This window comes from Bacillus cereus group sp. MYBK14-1, from assembly GCF_051916885.1.
Taxonomy (GTDB): Bacteria; Bacillota; Bacilli; order Bacillales; family Bacillaceae_G; genus Bacillus_A; species Bacillus_A cereus.
In genome coordinates this window covers 135,516-154,295 of the sequence record NZ_JBQAHM010000012.1, presented here as the reverse complement: position 1 = coordinate 154,295, position 18,780 = coordinate 135,516, and the positions used below count along the sequence as shown (strand labels likewise).

Below are 18,780 nucleotides of genomic sequence, written 5' to 3'. Positions count from 1 at the left end.
CGAAGAGTTTTATCTCTTCGTCCTTTTTTATTACCCACGCCCAGCTTGAAACGATGGATATAACGTCATTCCACCATCTGCAAATAGCGTAATGCCCGTTACATAACTCGCCTCTGAAGAAGCGAGCCAAGTTGCTACTGCTGCAATTTCTTCAGGGTTTCCAATATAGCCCATCGGTATCATACTTTCTACGTCAGCACGTTTTTTAGGATCAGCAAACTTTTCTGCATTAATCGGCGTATTAATTGCACCTGGTCCAATATTATTTACTCGAATACCTTTTGGCGCATATTCTAGCGCTAACGTTTCTGTCATCAGTTTAATACCACCCTTACTCGCTGCATAGTGCACAAATAGTGGCCACGGAATTTTCTCATGAACACTAGACATATTAATGACAGAACCTTTAATATCATGTTCTACAAAATATTTAATCGCTTCACGACTTCCTAAAAAAGCACCTGTTAAATTTGTATTAATTACCCTATTCCAATCTTCAAGCGGCATTTCATGCGACGGTACCGCGTTTTCTATCCCTGCATTATTAATCATAACGTCAAGCGTACCAAACTCTTTCACAGCAGATTGAATGAGATTCACAACATCTGATTCGACGGTTACATCACCTTTTACAGCAATCGCTTCGCCGCCTACCTTTTTAATTTCTTCTAACACATCATTCGCTTCTGATTCTCGTGAGCGATAATTAATAACCACTTTCGCTTTTTCCTTAGCAAACCTCACTCCCATCGCTCTTCCAAGACCAGTTGCTGATCCTGTAATAACGACAACTTTCCCTGCTAAATCACTATACATTTCCATACCTCCTTTAACTTTTGGCTATACCTAACATAATTCCGGCTGCGATAATAAAAACGATACCGACAACGATACCCGTTAATTGACGTTTCGTTTTCTTTTCCCCTAATATAAGGATCCCACCAAGCGTGGAAATAATAATTCCCATTTGCGATAGCGAGAAACTTGTTGCGACTCCAACACGCGGCTGCGAAATGAATAAAAACATATTTCCAGCTGCCCAAATTAATCCTGGAATAATATTTCGGATTGCATATTTATTAAATGGATGATGTTTAAAGGTAAGCAAAATCCCACCTAACACCATACCAACTGCTTGTGGCAACAAAGCTGACCAACCATCTACGTTAAATAGTCTAATCACTACTACGTAAACTAAATAGCCGACTGTTGAAATTAATAAAATTACGATACCTCTTTTAAAGTTTGCTGCTTGCTCTGCATTCTTTTCTTCTTCACTTTGAAGCGATGTTAAAATAACACCGATAATAATACAAACGAGCGCTAAAATCCCAAGGACGACCGATATTGTCGTGGACCATTCATGAAATACGATAACGCCAAATAAAGTCGTCGCGACTAATTGAAGTCCTGTTGAAATTGGCATCGTCCTCGAAACACCCATTAAATCAATACTTTTCAATTGATTTGCCTGACCAAGCGCCCAAAATAAACCTGACACAACTCCAACTCCGATAACGGTAGGTGTTAATACTGGCTTCATAAAAATATAAACAACAATTGAGAAAATAAGTGCTCCAAACGTTGTTCCGAGCGTTTGACTATACGGTCCCCCGCCCAGTTTTACGTTAAATAGCACAATACTTCCCCAAAATATAGCTGGTAAAATCGCTAAAAATATATCCATCACTCATTACCTTTCTTTACTAAATGCATAGGTTATCACTCTAAGTCATTAGAGTGAGCTTTTATTTTTTCTTTTTCCCGTTCACAAACTTTTTCTGCAATAGCGTCAGAAACATTCTTTTCTCGCTCCACTTTCTTTATCTTTACGTGATCTAAATGGTCTTCCAAAGTAAGCGTAACTTTATCGTTCGGGGGATTATGCGCTCCTTGAAATGTAAGAAATTGTAGCTTCACTTCATACCTAGGAACAAATTCATCTTTCTTGCCGAGACGCTTTATATTTATAACTGAAGCACATTCATATTGATCTTCTGTCACTTGTCTAATAACTGAATAGTACCTATTTGATAATGCACTCTCTAAAAGCTGTTCTCTTGATTCTTTCGCGAAAGAATCACTTGGAGAAGAGAAAAAAGACGCACATAGCATTGTCATAACTACACATATTTTTTTCATAATTCCCTCCTTGTTCTATAGATTAGTGTTCTCAAAACTGCCATAAAAAAACGACTTTCCCTATATAGGAAAGTCGTTTTAATGAATCCAATATTAACCACCGCTCACTGGTGGGATTAGTGCAACAACATCACCAGATTGGACCCTGTCATCTTCATTTGCATATTCTTCATTAATCGCAACCATAATTGGCTCTGAAACTGGTACATTATATTCGTTCGCAACAACATCTTTTAACTGTGCAACCGTAATATTTTCTTTCTCTATTTGTAATTCACTTGTCCCTGCTTCTTCTTGCAAGTGCGCAAATAACAATACTCGAATCATACTTATAGCTCCTTCCCAGGCTCTCCCGCCGGATATGGTGTTTTTTCTAATTGATCACCAATCCATGAGTCACCATCTTCCCAAAACTCCTTTTTCCAAATCGGAACAATTTGTTTTATGCGTTCCATAATATATTCGTTCGCTTCATAAGCCGCTTTACGGTGTGGTGTTGAAACAGCAACAACAACCGCTATATCAGAAATTTGCAACGTACCGATGCGATGTGTAATCGCAACGTGTGTACCTGGCCATTTCTCTTTCACTTCTAATCCGATTTTCTCTAGCATCTTTTCTGCCATCGTTTTATAAGCGACATATTCTAAGTATAATGTACGACGCCCTTTCGTAAACTCTCTAACCGTTCCAATAAATGTTGTAACAGCACCGCATTCACGTCGAATTACTTTCTTCGTTACCTCTTCAATCGAGATTTCTGTATCAATTACTTCATAATATGTATTTGTCATTTCGCACTCCTAACCGTTTGTAAAAACCAGTCTATGTACAACTCTTCTTCTGTTATATGAAATACTTTATATTCTTCTCGTATATTTACTGGGACATCATACCACGTAATAACCGCCACTATATTTTCTACTTTATGTAAAAGCTCAGCATCTTCCGCAGAACGAAGTAACACTACTTTCGGGTAGTTCTCTTTTTTATAGCCCTCTATTAAAATTGTATCCACTTTAAAAAACTCATATAAGCGAATAATTTCTTGCAAGGACCATTTCTTTCTTAGTGAAGAAAGTGAAAGTAATCCAGCACCTTCTACACTACTTACGACAGCACCAGCTTTACGGTGTCTTTCGCTATCTTTTTGCGCTACTTCTGGAAAACCTCCGTGCCCGTGATGTTTAATTGTAGCAACTTTCATTTCGCTTTCGGCTAATGCATGCACAATTTTCTCTACAAGTGTCGTTTTTCCGCTATTTTGATACCCTACTATTTGTAAGATTGAAGGGGCTTCGCCCATGGCCACTCACATCCCTCAGAGTGCTCTAACAATAATACGGATACTTTCATTCCGGTCTCAAATCCTCTCGTTCCTCCGGGTAACACGATAAAAGCATTCGCATCTGCAAGTGAAGATACCGCACTCGATTTATCTAAACCAACCGGCATCGCTTGTAACGCCCCATCCACAATTGTTACGTTCGCTCTTACGAAACGAGTAAATGGATTTGGCTTCGGAAAATCTTTTTGTAAAATAGCATCCGCTCTATATACGTGAGGTTCCTTCGCATACAAATACGTTTTTATAATTGGATGCACAAATAATTCAAAGCCTACATAACAAGCAGACGGATTTCCTGATAAACCAAAGAGTAACTTTCCATCAACTTCAGCTACTGTCGTTACACTTCCGGGCCTCATGGCTATCTTATTAAAGAGTACATTTGCCTGTAATCTTTCATAAATAGCTGGTAAGTAGTCATAATCTCCTACTGATACACCGCCTGTTGTAATTAAAATGTCGACCTCATCCATCGCTGATTGAACAGCTGTAAAACATGCATCTAACTCATCCGCGAGTTGACCATAATAACGAACTTTCCCGCCAGCTTTCATAATTTGAGCTGCGATCATATACGAGTTACTATTTCTAATTTTCCCCGGTTCTAACGGCTCATGTACTTCTAATAATTCACTTCCTGTCGTTACAATACCGACAACAGGCTGTTTTACAACTTTCACCGTGCTATATCCAAACGTTGCTAGTAAGGCCGCAACACCTGGATTAATTGCAACACCTTTCTTAACGAGAACTTGATTTTGTTTTATATCTTCTCCTTTAAACGACACATTGTCACCGTTATTAAAAGGGCGTTTTAACTTCATATATGTTTTCCCGTTCTTCTCAAACCCTTCTGTCAGCTCTAGCATTACGACTGCATTGCAATCTTCTGGAATAGCTGCTCCTGTCATAATGCGAATTGCTTCAAAAGCTCCTACTTCCTCTAAAAAAACGGAACCCGCCCCGATTTCTCCTATTACTTCAAATTCAACTGGATTCTCTTGAGTTGCTTCTTTCGTATCTTCTGCTCGAATGGCGAAACCATCGTAAGGGGAACGATCAAAATGAGGAACGTCATGATCTGAGACAACATCTTCCCCGAGAATTCTCCCGTAACTTTCCGTAATAGAAATTTCTTCTACTTCACCATGCTTCGCATATTTCATTACCCGTTCTACTGCCTCAGCAACTTGAATTGGAATTCGTTTTTCTACCATCGTTTCTCACCTCATATTTGCAATTTTTTTTATCTCGATTAAACTTTATATATTCAATAGAAATTACTTCAAGGAGGAATTCCATGTCTTCATTTACACATTTCAATGACCAAGGACGCGCAAAAATGGTTGATATAAGCGACAAAAAAGCAACCGTTCGAACAGCAATTGCGTGCTCTAGTATTGTCGTTACGAAAGAAATTTACGATAAAATCTCTCACAATGAAATTGGGAAAGGTGACGTATTAGCAGTTGCGCAAATCGCAGGCATTATGGCTGCGAAACGTACTTCTGATATTATCCCAATGTGCCACCCTTTATTATTAAAAGGTGTTGACGTTTCTTTCGATTGGAAACAATCAGAAGAACAATATCGTTTACTCATTGAAGTAAAAGTTAAAACAGAAGGTAGCACCGGTGTTGAAATGGAAGCTTTAACAGCTGCTTCCGCTACCGCTCTTACTGTGTATGATATGTGTAAAGCTGTCGATAAAGGTATGATTATCGGTGAAACGTACTTACTTGAAAAAACAGGTGGAAAAAGTGGAGATTATACGAGAAATTCATAATCCTCTCTCCGTTGAGCCTAAAGGGTTTCCTTTAGGTTCAACCTATATATCTTGCATATAAACTTTTCGCTACATTCATATCATTCGTCCCATGAATGAACGCCCTGCCATCTGTAAATAAAACAAAACGATATTCTTCTACCGGAAATGATAATAAATAAGGTGTCGCCTTTATCTCTACGCTTCTTTGTAAGCGTTTTTTAATTTCTTCTAAATTAAAATTCTTCCGCACACCCGGGCGAATTTGTACTGTATTCCGCCCACATAACACTTCTGTTTTCGTTTGTCCTTCAAATGTTAAACTCGGATATGTACGTAACCTTCCGCAAGATAAACAAGTATCTTTTTTCTGCCTATTCACTTTAAATGCCATCTGTTGATTATTCCAAAGATCAAACGATAACATCGTTTCACGAAGCGCACCAAAGTCTTCTACTAATATTTTCAGCGCTTCCGTAATTTGATACGCAACTACTAATTGTACTGCCGGTTGTATAATACCAGCTGTGTCACATGTTGCACCGCTCGCTGGATGCTCCATTAAACAGCGAAAACACGGTGTTTTCCCTGGTAAAATTGTATACGTTACTCCGTAGCTTCCGACACACCCACCATATATCCACGGAATATTATACTTTTGTGAAATATCATTAATAAGAAGACGCGTTTCAAAATTATCTGTCGCATCTAATATTAAATCTACATCATTCACTAATTCTTCCATTTCTTGCACCGTTACATCCGTCACAACCGGATTTATTTCCACCTCAGAATTAATCGCTTTTAAATGTTCTGCAGCCGCTATCGCCTTCGGTTTATACTGCTTTGCATCTTCTTCTGTATATAGTTGTTGTCTTTGTAAATTACTCCATTCTACATAATCACGGTCAGCAATCGTTACTTTTCCAACACCTGCTCTAACAATCGCTTCTGCATTTGCCGCACCGAGAGCACCAGCACCAATAATAAGCACATGCTTCTCTCTTATTTTTCTCTGTCCTTCTTCTCCAACACCAGAAAATAATATTTGTCTTGAATATCGCTCCTGCATGCGATAGCCCCCTTTCTTATCCTCCTATATAAGACATTTCGATTTTCGGACGATTTTTTGCACTTTCTTCTGTTCGTTCATCCGAATACCTATCTTTTCTATTCATCCATACATCTTGTATAACACTTAATAACTCCTCATCCGAAAGATTTCCTCTAAGAAGTTCTCTTACATCCAAACCCTCTGTCGCAAATAAGCACGTATAAAACTTTCCATCTGCCGAAATTCTCGCCCTCGTACAAGAGACACAAAATGACTCAGAAACAGATGTAATAAAACCAACTTCAACATTTGTTCCAACGTACCGATATCGCTTCGCAACTTCACCAAAGTAATGCGCTTCAGCTGGCTCAAGTGGATCCATCTTATGAATCATCTCAATCAATTCTCGTTTTGTAACGACTTGATCAAAATTCCACCCATTTGTACTACCAACATCCATAAACTCAATAAACCGAAGCGTGATTCCTTGCTCTTTAAAATACGCAGCCATCGGAAGTACTTGATGATCGTTCATCCCTTTTTTCACAACCATATTTACCTTTACTTCCAGCCCCGCCTCTTTAGCTGCTATAATTCCCTTAATTACCGGTTTCGTATTAATATTTCGACCATTAATATTCTTAAATATGTCGTCATCTATTGCATCTAAACTAACATTCACTCTATGTAATCCAGCTTCTTTTAATGCCTTCGCTTGTTTCGTTAAATGTACGGCATTTGTCGTTAACCCTATATCTATTAGCCCATCAATTTTCACAAGACGTGCAATAAGTTTTGTTAAATCTTTACGAAGTAGTGGCTCACCGCCAGTAATTCTAATTTTTCGTACACCAATGTTAACAAATAATTTTGCCAAACGCTCAATTTCATCAAAAGTTAGTAAAAACTCATCTTTCAAAAAAGCATAATCTGACCCAAATATTTCCGCTGGCATACAATATGTACATCTAAAATTGCAACGATCAATGACAGATATACGTAAATCTTGAAGTGGGCGTCCAAAAAAATCTTTAACCATCTCCTGCATCGCCACCCTCCCTTTCTGCCAAATTTCTTTCTTTTCATTCTATTATAATATATTTTCGAACTGCGATGTTTTTGCTCAAGAGAATAATGTGAAACTTTAAATAATTAGAGGGGATCCACTCCCCTGGTTAACGAGGTTTACTTACAAATACAAAGATAAAAAAACCTTGAAACATAAAAGTTTCAAGGTTTTCTGCTTATTAACTTAATCTAATAATAGTTAGGGTAGCCCCTGGCGTTGCTGTAGATAATGTAGCTACTGCAACTACTCCAAATAACTGTAAGCTAACAGCGGCTCCAGCAGGCAAGTTAGCGATTATTGTTGCACTAAATGAACCAGTAGCCACTGTCGGGGCATTTATCGTTCCCGCAAGCGGACTGCCATTTACAGTTATACGAGAACTTACAAGTAAACCTGCCGTTAAATTAATTGTATAGGCTATATAATAGTTTCCTGCATTCGCAACTGTAAATACAGTATTTCCACCACTAACGGTTATTCCTGGGCCAATATTTTGATTGTTCGGTAACGGTACGTTCGTACCCCCTAATAAAACGGAAATAGCGGTTCCTGATGTATTATTCGCAAACGCATACGTTGCAGTTGTACTAACTCCAGTCGCCCCGGTCGCCCCGGTCGCTCCAGTGGCTCCAGCTCCGGTTGGACCTGTATCTCCAGTTGGACCTTGTGAACCGGTTGCTCCTGTAGCCCCCGTTGGACCTTGGATTCCTTGCGGGCCTTGAATTCCTTGGGGACCTTGAATCCCTTGTGGACCTGTCGCTCCGGTTGCTCCTGTAGCTCCCGTTGGACCTTGAATTCCTTGCGGGCCTTGAATTCCTTGTGGGCCTTGAATTCCTTGGGGACCTGTCGCTCCGGTTGCTCCTGTAACTCCCGTTGGACCTTGTATTCCTTGCGGGCCTTGAATTCCTTGGGGACCTTGAATCCCTTGTGGACCTGTCGCTCCAGTTGCTCCTGTAGCTCCCGTTGGACCTTGAATTCCTTGCGGGCCTTGAATTCCTTGTGGGCCTTGTGGGCCGGTCGGACCTATCTCTCCTTGCGGACCTTGGATTCCCTGTGGGCCTTGTGCCCCGGTTGCCCCTGTCGCTCCTTGGATTCCTTGAGGACCTTGTGGACCTTGAATTCCTTGGGAGCCGGTTGGACCTATGTCGCCTTGTGGGCCTTGAATTCCTTGGGGACCTTGTGCTCCGGTTGCCCCCGTTACTCCTTGGATTCCTTGGGGACCTTGAATACCCTGTGGACCGGTTGGACCTATCTCTCCTTGAACACCTTGGATTCCTTGCGGGCCCTGTAAACCCGTCACTCCGGTTGCTCCCGTTGCTCCTGTTGCTCCTGTCACTCCAGTTGAGCCTGTCGCCCCGGTATCTCCTGTTACTCCTGTCGCACCTGTTGCTCCTGTCGGGCCAGGTGGTCCACCTGATGGACCTGTCACTCCTGCCGGACCTGATGGCCCCGTTGGGCCGGTCGGTCCTGCTGGTCCTCCTGACGGGCCAGTCACCCCTGTTGGACCGGTTACTCCTGTTGGACCGGTAGTTCCTTCTCCCGTCGCTCCGGTTGCCCCCGTATCTCCTGTTGCTCCCGTCGGACCTTGCACTCCTTGAATTCCTTGTGGTCCTTGCACTCCTTGTGCACCTGTTGCTCCTTGAATCCCTTGTATTCCCTGCACTCCTTGTGCGCCCATCGGACCTGTTGGACCAATCGCCCCTTGTATTCCTTGCACTCCTTGGGGCCCCTCTGGACCGGTTGCTCCTATTTCCCCTTGTATCCCTTGAATTCCAGTTGCTCCTTGTGCTCCAGTTGCTCCCGTTATCCCTTGCACACCTTGTATTCCCTGTATTCCTTGTGGACCTTGTGGGCCGGTTGCTCCTTGCACTCCTTGAATGCCTTGTATTCCCTGAGGACCCTCTGGACCCGTTGCTCCAACTGGCCCTTGAACACCTTGTATTCCTTGCGGGCCCTGCAGTCCCTCTGGGCCTTCTGGGCCGGTTGGACCTATCTCTCCTTGTATCCCTTGGATTCCAGTTGGACCTTGTGACCCAGTCGGACCTATGTCACCTTGCGGACCTTGGATTCCCTGTGGGCCTTGTGCTCCTGTTCCCCCTGTCGCTCCTTGGATTCCTTGAGAACCTTGTGGGCCTTGAATTCCTTGTGGGCCAGTTGGACCTATGTCGCCTTGTGGGCCTTGAATCCCTTGCGGACCTTGATCTCCTGTGGCCCCCGTTACTCCTTGAATTCCTTGGGGACCTTGAACACCTTGTGGCCCTGTTGGACCTATCTCTCCCTGCACACCTTGGATTCCTTGCGGACCCTGTAAACCCGTCACTCCGGTTGCTCCCGTTTCTCCTGTCGCTCCTGTCACTCCAGTTGAGCCTGTCGCCCCAGTATCTCCTGTTACTCCTGTCGCCCCGGTTGCTCCTGTCGGGCCAGGTGGTCCACCAGATGGACCAGTTACTCCCGCCGGACCTGATGGCCCCGTTGGGCCGGTCGGTCCTGCTGGTCCTCCAGACGGGCCTGTTACCCCTGTTGGACCAGTTACTCCTGTTGGGCCTGTAGTGCCTTCCCCTGTCGCCCCAGTTGCTCCCATATCTCCTGTTGCCCCCGTCGGACCTTGGATTCCTTGAATTCCTTGTGGACCTTGCACTCCTTGTGCACCCGTCGCTCCTTGAATTCCTTGTACTCCTTGCACTCCTTGTGGCCCCATCGGACCGGTTGGACCAATCGCCCCTTGAGCACCTTGCACTCCTTGTGGCCCCTCTGGACCCGTTGCTCCTATTTCCCCTTGTATCCCTTGAATTCCAGTTGCTCCTTGTACTCCTGTTGCTCCCGTTATCCCTTGCACACCTTGTATTCCCTGAATTCCTTGTGGGCCTTGTGGGCCTGTTGCTCCTACCGGTCCTTGAATGCCTTGTATCCCCTGTGGACCCTCTGGACCCGTCGCTCCAACTGGCCCTGGCACACCTTGTATTCCTTGCGGGCCCTGCAGTCCCTCTGGGCCTTCTGGACCTGTTGGTCCTATATCACCCATCGGACCTTGTATCCCTTGAACTCCCTGTGGCCCTGTTTCTCCTGATGGCCCTGGTACTCCTTGTATACCTTGTGGACCTTGATCTCCTGTGGCCCCTGTTACCCCTTGTGGCCCTATAACCCCCTGTATACCTTGTGGACCTTGATCTCCTGTTGCTCCCGTTGCCCCTTGAATACCTTGAACTCCTTGTATTCCTTGTTCACCAGTTACTCCCGTCGGACCAGGAATACCTTGAATACCCTGCGAACCTTCTGGACCTGTTGGCCCAATTGGTCCTTGAATCCCTTGGATTCCTTGCAAGCCCTGTGCTCCCGTACTTCCAGTCGGACCTGTACTTCCCGTTGCTCCTGTTACCCCTGTACTTCCTGTAGCCCCAGTATTCCCCGTTGCTCCAGTCGCACCTGTACTTCCACTCGGTCCACCACCTGGACCTGTCGCACCAGTCGGCCCCGTCGGACCAGGAGGTCCTCCAGATGGTCCAGTTATTCCAGTTGGACCTGTTATTCCAGTCGGGCCTGTTATCCCCTGACCAGTTGCTCCAGTCGCTCCGGTTGCACCTGTATTTCCACTCGGTCCTGGTGTTCCTTGTATCCCTTGTGCTCCTTGTATTCCTTGTGGACCAGTTGCACCCGGTAACCCTTGGACGCCTTGAATTCCTTGAGATCCCTCAGGTCCCGTCGCTCCAATTGGCCCCTGTAATCCCTGTATCCCTTGTATACCTTGTGCCCCAGTCGCTCCCGTTGGACCAATCGGACCTTGTAGCCCTTGCACACCCCCCGGTCCTGTCGCTCCAGTTTCTCCTTGTGGTCCTCTCAATCCTTGTGGCCCCTGCTGTCCTTCTGGTCCAGTTGCACCTATTGGACCAACTGATCCTTGTATCCCTTGCACACCTTGAGGTCCTGTCGGGCCCATCTCCCCCATCGGACCTTGTAATCCTCTTGGTCCTTGAGGTCCTGTTGGGCCTTGTGGACCGGTTGGACCAGTAATCCCTATACCTGTAAATCCAGTTGGAACAGGGGGGAAAGTAGGCCCAATAAGTTCTGGTGGAATTCTAAAATTAGAGCTTAACGAATTTTGCTTCCGATTATTATCACGATTCTTCACACTTTCACCACCTACAAACCGTCTTTTTCATAATAAATAAGCCTCTTCTTAATCTATTTACAAAAATAATTTCCAAGACTATTTTTATTTTAAATAATAAAAACTCCCTTAATTCCTTAAGGGAGTCCTGCAATTGAATCCATATTATCTGTATTAGGGACAGCTTGTGCTATACCCGATGTATTTACACTTTGCCCCATATTTGTTCCTGTTACAGTACCAGCAGGAGTGCCTCTTGTATATGTTGTCGTCACCGAATCACCTGGCTGTAAACAAAGCTTCGTCTCCGTCCCTATTACTGTAACAACATCAACCCAAGTGCACCCCATTGAACCACTATATGATTTCGAAGCAGTAAATGAAGTATCACTCAAATTATCACCGGTAAATATATTCCCAGTGTTATTCACAATAACAAATTCTTTTATATGAGCAGGCATAATTACACTCTACCTTTCCTCTATGAACCTAATGTACGTGTACTTGTTGCTAACGGCGGAAGAAACACTGATGTTCTAATGACTGCTTCTGGCTGTCTTTTCCCATTTAAAAAAACAGCCGCACTCGACCCTCCAGCACCTGCATATACTTTTGCTACAGCTAAAGGCGAGATATCATAACAGTCGCCGACATTAACAGCTCCTGTATTATTCATAATTTTTACTTTACGCAAATTAATCCCCATTTACCCCTCCTCCTTTTTATACTGTATGCAAAAGAAAAAAACTTGAAACAGACTCGTTTCAAGTTTTTAACTATTAACTATTTCGTTTCACCTTCATATTGAAGCATACCGCCAACCATATTCACTGTTTTAAATCCTTGCTCATTTAAATAATGACATACATTTTCACTGCGCATTCCTGAACGACAAATAAAGATATATTCATTCTCTTTATTAAAGAAATCTACTTTATGTGGGATATCGCCCATTTTAATATGTACAGCTTCTGGAATCTTTCCTGCCGCTACTTCTTCATCTTCTCTTACGTCTACTAAAAATAACGTTTCTCCATTTTCTAAACGCTCTTGTACCTCTTCTGTAGTAATTGTTTTAACTTCTGTCATATGTAGTTCCTCCTTATATACAATAAAACCTTTAGTTTCTTTTTCACAAACATTCTCTACCAATTTTAGCACGCAAAAGAAAGAACGCAAAGAATCGAAAAACTATTTCTCAATTTTCTCGCAAAACTTATTCTTTACAAACATAACTCTTGCATTGTATCCTCAATATACTTGTCTTATGAAAGGAGCCAATGAAAATGACACTTTCCCTTTTCATAATGGGCATCATTTTCTTAATCGCTGCAATTATTACTCTTAGTATGAAAAATACTAAAAAAATAAAATCCCCCCAAGAAATGTCATTCTTATTTCTATTGCTTAGTATCGCATTCTTCGGTATAGCAATTGCCACATATATTTTCCGTCTACAAATCATGTAAAAAAAGGTGCTTACTACAAACATTGCACCTTTTCCCCATCATTTGTCTTCTAAACAAAACTAGATACTTTCCGATTTAAAAATTCATAAACTTTCTTTTCAAATAAATGAATATCAAATGCTCCCGCCATATGCCCATTTATACTTTCTATCTCATACACTTCCGCATACTTCCCTTGTTTTTGCAAAACATCTACCATTTTATAGTTGTAACGAGACGGCTGAAGCAAATCTTGTTTACATGGAATCATAAGTACATTCGCTTCTATGTTAGAAAGAGATTCTTCTAATGAAGAAAAACCATGTGCAATATCATGCAATAAAACTGCCTTTGCAGTATACATCCATGAATTTGCATCTACTAACTCTATACTTCTATATGTCGCTTTATTTATCTCTTTTTCAAATGATGTTAGTGTAGAAAACTTTTCATAAGGTTCTATCTCTATACTATTACGAGGAAATGCCATTTCATAAAAATGCTCATCAAACGCGTTCATAAACATCATTCTATTTGCTAAATGAAGCCCCTTTATCGGCTGCTCTTCTCCATATTTTCCACCTTTCCAACTTGGATCCAGTTGAATTGCTTCAATCGCATTTTGCGCTACGTTTACTGACGTAATAATTGGATTTTGTGGGTTCGTAATAACGCCAATCATCCGCTCTACCATATGTGGATAGTGAACCGCCCATTGTTGTGCAATCATTCCCCCTGCCGACGGTCCAATTACAGCGTGTAACCTTGAAATTCCCATACCTTTTATTAACTCATATTGCATACGAGCTACATCAAGAAATGTAAAAACCGGAAAATCCATAGCATATTCTTCTCCAGTTTCTGGATTAATCGATTTCGGTCCTGTTGTAATCACATATGGATTTCTCACCTGCACATTACAAAGATTATCTGTACATATAACAAAATACTTATTTGTATCAATTGCTTTTCCAGGTCCAATGAGCCCATCCCACCAACCAGACTCCTCATCATGCACTGTATATTTTCCTGCCGCATGACTTGTTGCACTAAAATAATGACAAACCAAAATCACATTTGACCTTTCTCTATTTACCGTACCATATGTCTCGTATCCCATTTGAACAGGAATTTCCCTGCCATTTTCAAACGTAAACCCTTTTAAAACAAACTTCTCCTTTTTTACAATTTGCACAGATTCTCCCTCTTCCCGTTATAGTATGAACTGCTTACTAAAGATTTTTTTCCATGCAAACTAATCTCCTTCTTCTTTTCATAAATAAATGAATAATATACAAAATTAGCCACAAAATAGCACTATATTACAAGATTAAAGAGGGTATACACATGATTTGGAATTGGTTACGTAAGAAAAAAAAATCAAATAAACCAGAAGCAAACGAAACAGATAATCAGGAGCAGCATTCTAACAATGAAGAGGATGATAACAAAGAACAGACTAGAAGTATGAAACATAATAAAGGTAAAAATCACGAACAAAAAGATTCTTCTCAGGATAAGCAACAAAGTCCTAAACAAAAAAATTCTTCTCAGGATAAGCAACAAAGTCCTAAACAAGAGGATTCCTCTCAGGATAAGCAACAAAGTCCTAAACAAGAGGATTCCTCTCAGGATAAGCAACAAAGCGCTAAACAAGATGAACCTTCTCAGGATAAGCAACAAAACTCTAAACAGGAGGATTCCTCTCAAGATAAGCAGCAAAGTGCTAAACAAGATGACTCTTCTCAGGATAAGCAGCAAAATGCTAAACAAGATGACTCTTCTCAGGATAAGCAGCAAAGTGCTAAACAAGATGACTCTTCTCAGGATAAGCAACAAAACTCTAAACAGGAGGATTCCTCTCAGGATAAGCAACAAAGCTCTAAACAAGATGACTCTTCTCAGGATAAGCAACAAAACTCTAAACAAGATGACTCTTCTCAGGATAAGCAACAAAACTCTAAACAGGAGGATTCCTCTCAAGATAAGCAACAAAGTACTAAACAAGAGGATTCCTCTCAAGATAAACAACAAGGTGCTAAACAAGGTGATTCGTCTCAAGATAAACAACAAAACGCTAAGCAAGATGAACCTTCTCAAAGTAAGCAACAACACTCTAAAGGTAATAGTATTTATGATTTTACGAAACCAGAAAAAGACCGTATCCATTCTTTACAAAATTTAATAGAGAAGCTGAAAAAATCTAGTGATTTTGTGAATTATCATACATCCGACGATGAAACGATGCCTTATTGGATTTCTTACTATCGTCCTTCGCTTGATGGAGAGAAATTACAAAAATATTTAATGCCTACTCTTTTGGAACGACCTAATGCTTCACTAGAAGAGCTGAAAGAACATATTCCAATGAGCGGCATTACAATTACGAACGACTTACAAAAAATTGAGGATATGGTTTTAAAGGGGCATGCGATTATTCAATTGAATCAGCAAGCTCAAAAATGTATGCTTGCAAACATTGCAATTGATAATTATCGTGCACCAACCCCTCCTTTAAACGAATCAACTGTTATTGGTCCGCAAGAAGGTTTCGTAGAAGATATTGATACAAACATTAATTTAGTTCGAAAACGTCTTCCTGTTTTAGATTTACAAACAAAAGAAATGATTATCGGCGAGTTTTCCAAAACAAAAGTTGTCATGATGTATTTAGACAATCTCGCTGAAAAAGATAATGTAGATTTTCTCGAGGAATCATTACGCGCTCTTGAATATGATCAAATTAATGATAGTGCTTATATACAAGAATTGATGGGTGAAAAATCGATTTTCCCTCTCTATATCAATACAGAACGCACTGATAGAGTTACAAAAGCACTAATTGATGGAAAAATCGCTATTTTCGTTGATGGTTCTCCAAGTGTTTTACTAACACCTGTATCCTATTTCGATTTTTTCATTTCACCAGAAGACTATAACGTCTCCTGGATGTACGCTACATTTTCAAGGATTTTAAGATTAATTGCCGTTCTATTTTCAATTTGCGCTACACCGTTATACGTTGCAGTTTTAAATTATCATTATGAACTTATTCCAAGTGATTTACTTGAAACTTTAATTTTATCAAGGGCACAAGTACCATTCCCACCTTTAATTGAAGCGCTCTTTTTAGAACTTGCAATTGATTTATTAAGAGAAGCCGGCGCAAGGTTACCGATGAAAGTCGGGCAAACACTCGGTATTGTAGGCGGTATCGTAATCGGGCAAGCATCTGTACAAGCTGGGTTAACGAGTAACATTTTATTAATTATCGTTGCACTATCAGCACTCGCTTCCTTTATTACACCTATTTATAAAATGGGTAATGCCGTTCGATTACTACGCTTCCCGTTTCTCATATTTGCAGAAATAGGTGGATTGTTCGGTATTTCTCTTGGATTTATCTTTTTATTTACTCATCTATTTAGACTTACTTCCTTACGTAAGCCGTACGCTTTGTTTTACCCGACAAGGCAACAATCAGTTAAAGATTCTTGGATCCGTTTTCCATTAACAATGATTGATACAAGAGATGTGCAAGCAAGACCACAACATGTAAAAAAAGCTGCGAAAGGAATTTCAACAAAACATAGATCGGATTTTGATGATTAAGAAACGAGGTGCATTGATGAGTAAAGTTCAAGAAAAATATCAAATATCTCCTATCTTTGTTTTCTTCTTAATTCACGGTGCACAGTTTGGTGCTGGAGTTCTTGGATTCGCTCGAATTATCGCAAAAGCTGCTGGATACGACGGCTGGATGGGGGTTATAATCACAGGAATTTTCATCCATATTCTTATATGGATGATGTATGTCTTATTAAAAGAAACAAATGGGAATTTAGTTGATTTACATCGGCAAACATTTGGAAAATGGCTAGGAAATGGCATTAGCATCATCTTTATGGCTTATTTTTTAATCGTCAGTATTTCGGTCATTCGAACATACGTTGAAATTATTCAAGTATGGATGTTTCCTACCGCTTCCACCTTTATGTTAACACTCTTTTTATGCTTAGTTAGTTATTACATTATTTCTTCTGGATTTCGTGTAATTACCGGTATTTGCGTCATCTCTGTTGGTGGTACATTAGGATATTTATTTCTAAGCTTATTCGTTTTGAAATATTCACATTGGGATAATTTACTACCTATATTCACACATTCTTTTTCAGACATTTTAAAATCCGCTCAACTGTCAATCTACAGTATGACCGGTTTTGAGATTTACCTCATGGTGTATCCATTTGTGAAAAAACCTATGCAATCTCATAAATTTGCTCAATACGGGGCACTATTTTCAAATCTTCTATATTTATTTAGCACCCTTTTAGCCTTTGCATTTTTTAGTGAAAAACAATTGTTAAAAACGATATGGGCCCAACTTTCTATGACCCAAGTCATTCAATTACCATTTATAGAAAGACTCGAATATATTGCAATTTCAGGCTATGCACTCGTTATTATTTCAAGTTTCATCCTCCCTTTATGGGCGTCAATGAGAGGAACACATGAAATATTCCGTGTAAAACAAAGGGGTATTTTAATTGCTTTTATCTTTATCACTCTCATTGTTTCGCAACTTTTAACCAACAGACACGATATTAATAACTTTATTAGTAATGTATCAAAAGTTAGTTTTTGGCTCATTTATGTATACATCCCAATCCTATTTATTATTGTGTGGGTGAAAAGAAAATGGAAAAAATCAAAAGCACAAGCAAATTAATACTTATTTCTTGTATAACATTCTTCAGTCTAATTGGATGTTTACAAAAAAATATTATCGATGATGTACAACTTATTCAAGGAAGCGTTTTTGATGTCGCAAAAGATAATAAAGTAAAAGTGACATTCGTTTGTCCCATTCAGAAAAAAGGAAATAAAGTTCAAGTTTTTGAAGGCAGTGCAAATGCAGTAAAACAAGTAAAAGCAGACACATCTTTAGAGTCTTCTCAACCATTTGCTAGCGGACAAATGCGTGTCGCTCTATATACAATAAGACTTGCCAAAACAGGAATGTCTACTTCATTCGATACATTACTTCGAGATGTGAATATAGGGAACGCTTTATATGCTGCTTTATTAGATGGGAATGGTACTGAACTTTTAAAAGGCAAATATTCGACTTCATACAACGTTGCAATTTATATAAAAAAATTGCTAGAACATAACATGGAGACCGGACCTTTACCAGCGGATAATCTACATATAGGAGCATTTCGCTATTATCAAGAAGGAAAAGACTACTATATTCCCATTCTAAAGAAGCATGGTGATAAAATAAAAATTACCGGAATTGGCCTTTTTAAAAAAGATAAATATATCGGTAAAATTGCGGAAAAAGATATGTTCATATTTAAAGGACTATTAGAGAAACATAAATTAGATTCACATGAATTTAAAACAGATTCTGCGTACGTAATGATTAATAATATCCGTTCTGTTCCAACTTACGATATAAAAATTAAAAACGGAAAGCCTTCTTTTTTCATTAACATTCGTCTTGATGCACGTATTCAAGAACTATCAAAACAAATTAACTTAGAAAATAACAAGAACACAAAAAACATTGAAAAAGATGTCCAAAAACAATTAGATAAACAAGCTGCTAAGTTAATTAAGCAACTTAAATCTTTAGGCGTCGACCCTCTCGGGCTAGGTGCAAAGTATAAGCAACATTATCGCCCATTCAAATTAGAAGAATGGAGACAAATGTATAAAGATGTTCCGGTTCATATAAAATACACCGTAAATATTACAAATTCTGGTGTCATTGAATGAGAAATGATTGAACTCCTCTCTCCAGCATGATACAACGGAGAGAGGAGTGTTTTTATTATCAAATA

At 40.4% G+C, this 18,780-nt stretch carries 19 protein-coding genes; 5 read left to right on the top strand and 14 right to left on the bottom strand.

The window, feature by feature from the left end; translation table 11 throughout:
• Positions 1-30 precede the first annotated feature (30 nt).
• From ACTFR3_RS24600 to moeA, 7 genes are all read right to left on the bottom strand, one after another.
• Positions 31-816, bottom strand: coding sequence for a glucose 1-dehydrogenase (locus tag ACTFR3_RS24600; RefSeq protein WP_000286674.1), 786 nt, complete (start codon positions 814-816; stop codon positions 31-33).
• A gap of 13 nt (positions 817-829) precedes the next feature.
• Positions 830-1,687 carry a glucose uptake protein GlcU gene (glcU, locus tag ACTFR3_RS24595; protein ID WP_000350861.1) on the bottom strand — a complete coding sequence of 286 codons (858 nt, stop codon included), beginning with the start codon at positions 1,685-1,687 and terminating at the stop codon, positions 830-832.
• A gap of 35 nt (positions 1,688-1,722) precedes the next feature.
• Positions 1,723-2,142 carry a DUF3888 domain-containing protein gene (locus ACTFR3_RS24590; RefSeq protein ID WP_000717684.1) on the bottom strand — a complete coding sequence of 140 codons (420 nt, stop codon included), beginning with the start codon at positions 2,140-2,142 and terminating at the stop codon, positions 1,723-1,725.
• A gap of 93 nt (positions 2,143-2,235) precedes the next feature.
• Complete coding sequence (gene moaD, locus ACTFR3_RS24585; RefSeq protein WP_000621778.1) at positions 2,236-2,469, bottom strand: molybdopterin converting factor subunit 1; 234 nt, start codon at positions 2,467-2,469, stop codon at positions 2,236-2,238.
• A gap of 2 nt (positions 2,470-2,471) precedes the next feature.
• On the bottom strand, positions 2,472-2,936 hold the full coding sequence (gene moaE, locus ACTFR3_RS24580; protein WP_000185942.1) for a molybdopterin synthase catalytic subunit MoaE: 465 nt from the start codon (positions 2,934-2,936) through the stop codon (positions 2,472-2,474).
• Positions 2,933-3,448: a molybdopterin-guanine dinucleotide biosynthesis protein B gene (mobB, locus tag ACTFR3_RS24575; protein ID WP_000503325.1), complete on the bottom strand. Its 516-nt coding sequence runs from the start codon at positions 3,446-3,448 to the stop codon at positions 2,933-2,935. Before mobB ends, moaE begins: the two co-directional genes overlap by 4 nt.
• Entirely contained in the window at positions 3,418-4,707 is a 1,290-nt protein-coding gene (moeA, locus tag ACTFR3_RS24570; protein ID WP_000229690.1) for a molybdopterin molybdotransferase MoeA, read from the bottom strand. The genes mobB and moeA overlap by 31 nt, the downstream gene beginning before the upstream one ends.
• An 83-nt stretch (positions 4,708-4,790) precedes the next feature.
• Between moeA and moaC the strand changes: the two genes are divergently transcribed.
• Complete coding sequence (gene moaC, locus ACTFR3_RS24565) at positions 4,791-5,276, top strand: cyclic pyranopterin monophosphate synthase MoaC (protein WP_000094146.1); 486 nt, start codon at positions 4,791-4,793, stop codon at positions 5,274-5,276.
• 37 nt (positions 5,277-5,313) lie between these two features.
• On the opposite strand, the gene ACTFR3_RS24560 is transcribed toward moaC, so the two are convergent.
• The 6 genes from ACTFR3_RS24560 to ACTFR3_RS24535 all read right to left on the bottom strand — a co-directional run bounded on the left by ACTFR3_RS24560 (position 5,314) and on the right by ACTFR3_RS24535 (position 12,572).
• A complete protein-coding gene (locus tag ACTFR3_RS24560; RefSeq protein WP_440044881.1) occupies positions 5,314-6,327 on the bottom strand; it encodes a molybdopterin-synthase adenylyltransferase MoeB in 1,014 nt (337 codons plus the stop codon).
• A gap of 16 nt (positions 6,328-6,343) precedes the next feature.
• Entirely contained in the window at positions 6,344-7,357 is a 1,014-nt protein-coding gene (gene moaA, locus ACTFR3_RS24555; protein ID WP_001157119.1) for a GTP 3',8-cyclase MoaA, read from the bottom strand.
• 199 nt (positions 7,358-7,556) lie between these two features.
• On the bottom strand, positions 7,557-11,504 hold the full coding sequence (locus ACTFR3_RS24550; RefSeq protein WP_440044879.1) for a BclA-related collagen-like exosporium protein: 3,948 nt from the start codon (positions 11,502-11,504) through the stop codon (positions 7,557-7,559).
• A gap of 116 nt (positions 11,505-11,620) precedes the next feature.
• Positions 11,621-11,944 carry a hypothetical protein gene (locus tag ACTFR3_RS24545; RefSeq protein ID WP_001110858.1) on the bottom strand — a complete coding sequence of 108 codons (324 nt, stop codon included), beginning with the start codon at positions 11,942-11,944 and terminating at the stop codon, positions 11,621-11,623.
• 20 nt (positions 11,945-11,964) lie between these two features.
• Positions 11,965-12,189 (bottom strand): spore germination protein, encoded by a 225-nt coding sequence (locus tag ACTFR3_RS24540; protein WP_000512470.1) that lies wholly within the window; start codon positions 12,187-12,189, stop codon positions 11,965-11,967.
• A gap of 77 nt (positions 12,190-12,266) precedes the next feature.
• Positions 12,267-12,572, bottom strand: a complete 306-nt coding sequence (locus ACTFR3_RS24535) for a rhodanese-like domain-containing protein (protein WP_000141207.1) — start codon at positions 12,570-12,572, stop codon at positions 12,267-12,269.
• 197 nt (positions 12,573-12,769) lie between these two features.
• Between ACTFR3_RS24535 and ACTFR3_RS24530 the strand changes: the two genes are divergently transcribed.
• Positions 12,770-12,952: a hypothetical protein gene (locus ACTFR3_RS24530; protein WP_000175905.1), complete on the top strand. Its 183-nt coding sequence runs from the start codon at positions 12,770-12,772 to the stop codon at positions 12,950-12,952.
• 49 nt (positions 12,953-13,001) lie between these two features.
• Here ACTFR3_RS24530 and ACTFR3_RS24525 read toward each other — a convergent pair whose 3' ends face one another.
• Positions 13,002-14,126, bottom strand: a complete 1,125-nt coding sequence (locus ACTFR3_RS24525; RefSeq protein WP_440044878.1) for an alpha/beta fold hydrolase — start codon at positions 14,124-14,126, stop codon at positions 13,002-13,004.
• Positions 14,127-14,278: 152 nt separating this feature from the next.
• On the opposite strand from ACTFR3_RS24525, the gene ACTFR3_RS24520 reads away from it, so the two are divergent.
• The 3 genes from ACTFR3_RS24520 to gerHC are packed head-to-tail and all read left to right on the top strand — an operon-like array spanning position 14,279 to position 18,715.
• The gene (locus ACTFR3_RS24520; protein WP_440044876.1) at positions 14,279-16,543 is read left to right on the top strand and encodes a spore germination protein; all 2,265 of its coding nucleotides are present in this window, start codon (positions 14,279-14,281) and stop codon (positions 16,541-16,543) included.
• 16 nt (positions 16,544-16,559) lie between these two features.
• Positions 16,560-17,660 (top strand): spore germination protein, encoded by a 1,101-nt coding sequence (locus ACTFR3_RS24515; protein ID WP_000049051.1) that lies wholly within the window; start codon positions 16,560-16,562, stop codon positions 17,658-17,660.
• Positions 17,630-18,715, top strand: a complete 1,086-nt coding sequence (gerHC, locus tag ACTFR3_RS24510) for a spore germination protein GerHC (RefSeq protein WP_000411388.1) — start codon at positions 17,630-17,632, stop codon at positions 18,713-18,715. The genes ACTFR3_RS24515 and gerHC overlap by 31 nt, the downstream gene beginning before the upstream one ends.
• The last annotated feature ends 65 nt before the right edge of the window (positions 18,716-18,780 follow it).

What these genes read in the sequence shown, in the direction of transcription:
- gerHC (WP_000411388.1), top strand. Translation starts at nt 17,630, where the DNA reads ATGGAAAAAATCAAAAGCACAAGCAAATTAATACTTATTTCTTGTATA.
- ACTFR3_RS24600 (WP_000286674.1), bottom strand. Translation starts at nt 816, where the DNA reads ATGTATAGTGATTTAGCAGGGAAAGTTGTCGTTATTACAGGATCAGCA.
- moaA (WP_001157119.1), bottom strand. Translation starts at nt 7,357, where the DNA reads ATGCAGGAGATGGTTAAAGATTTTTTTGGACGCCCACTTCAAGATTTA.
- ACTFR3_RS24545 (WP_001110858.1), bottom strand. Translation starts at nt 11,944, where the DNA reads ATGCCTGCTCATATAAAAGAATTTGTTATTGTGAATAACACTGGGAAT.
- moaC (WP_000094146.1), top strand. Translation starts at nt 4,791, where the DNA reads ATGTCTTCATTTACACATTTCAATGACCAAGGACGCGCAAAAATGGTT.
- moaE (WP_000185942.1), bottom strand. Translation starts at nt 2,936, where the DNA reads ATGACAAATACATATTATGAAGTAATTGATACAGAAATCTCGATTGAA.
- ACTFR3_RS24560 (WP_440044881.1), bottom strand. Translation starts at nt 6,327, where the DNA reads ATGCAGGAGCGATATTCAAGACAAATATTATTTTCTGGTGTTGGAGAA.
- mobB (WP_000503325.1), bottom strand. Translation starts at nt 3,448, where the DNA reads ATGGGCGAAGCCCCTTCAATCTTACAAATAGTAGGGTATCAAAATAGC.
- ACTFR3_RS24515 (WP_000049051.1), top strand. Translation starts at nt 16,560, where the DNA reads ATGAGTAAAGTTCAAGAAAAATATCAAATATCTCCTATCTTTGTTTTC.
- moeA (WP_000229690.1), bottom strand. Translation starts at nt 4,707, where the DNA reads ATGGTAGAAAAACGAATTCCAATTCAAGTTGCTGAGGCAGTAGAACGG.
- ACTFR3_RS24535 (WP_000141207.1), bottom strand. Translation starts at nt 12,572, where the DNA reads ATGACAGAAGTTAAAACAATTACTACAGAAGAGGTACAAGAGCGTTTA.
- moaD (WP_000621778.1), bottom strand. Translation starts at nt 2,469, where the DNA reads ATGATTCGAGTATTGTTATTTGCGCACTTGCAAGAAGAAGCAGGGACA.
- glcU (WP_000350861.1), bottom strand. Translation starts at nt 1,687, where the DNA reads ATGGATATATTTTTAGCGATTTTACCAGCTATATTTTGGGGAAGTATT.
- ACTFR3_RS24520 (WP_440044876.1), top strand. Translation starts at nt 14,279, where the DNA reads ATGATTTGGAATTGGTTACGTAAGAAAAAAAAATCAAATAAACCAGAA.
- ACTFR3_RS24590 (WP_000717684.1), bottom strand. Translation starts at nt 2,142, where the DNA reads ATGAAAAAAATATGTGTAGTTATGACAATGCTATGTGCGTCTTTTTTC.
- ACTFR3_RS24530 (WP_000175905.1), top strand. Translation starts at nt 12,770, where the DNA reads ATGACACTTTCCCTTTTCATAATGGGCATCATTTTCTTAATCGCTGCA.
- ACTFR3_RS24540 (WP_000512470.1), bottom strand. Translation starts at nt 12,189, where the DNA reads ATGGGGATTAATTTGCGTAAAGTAAAAATTATGAATAATACAGGAGCT.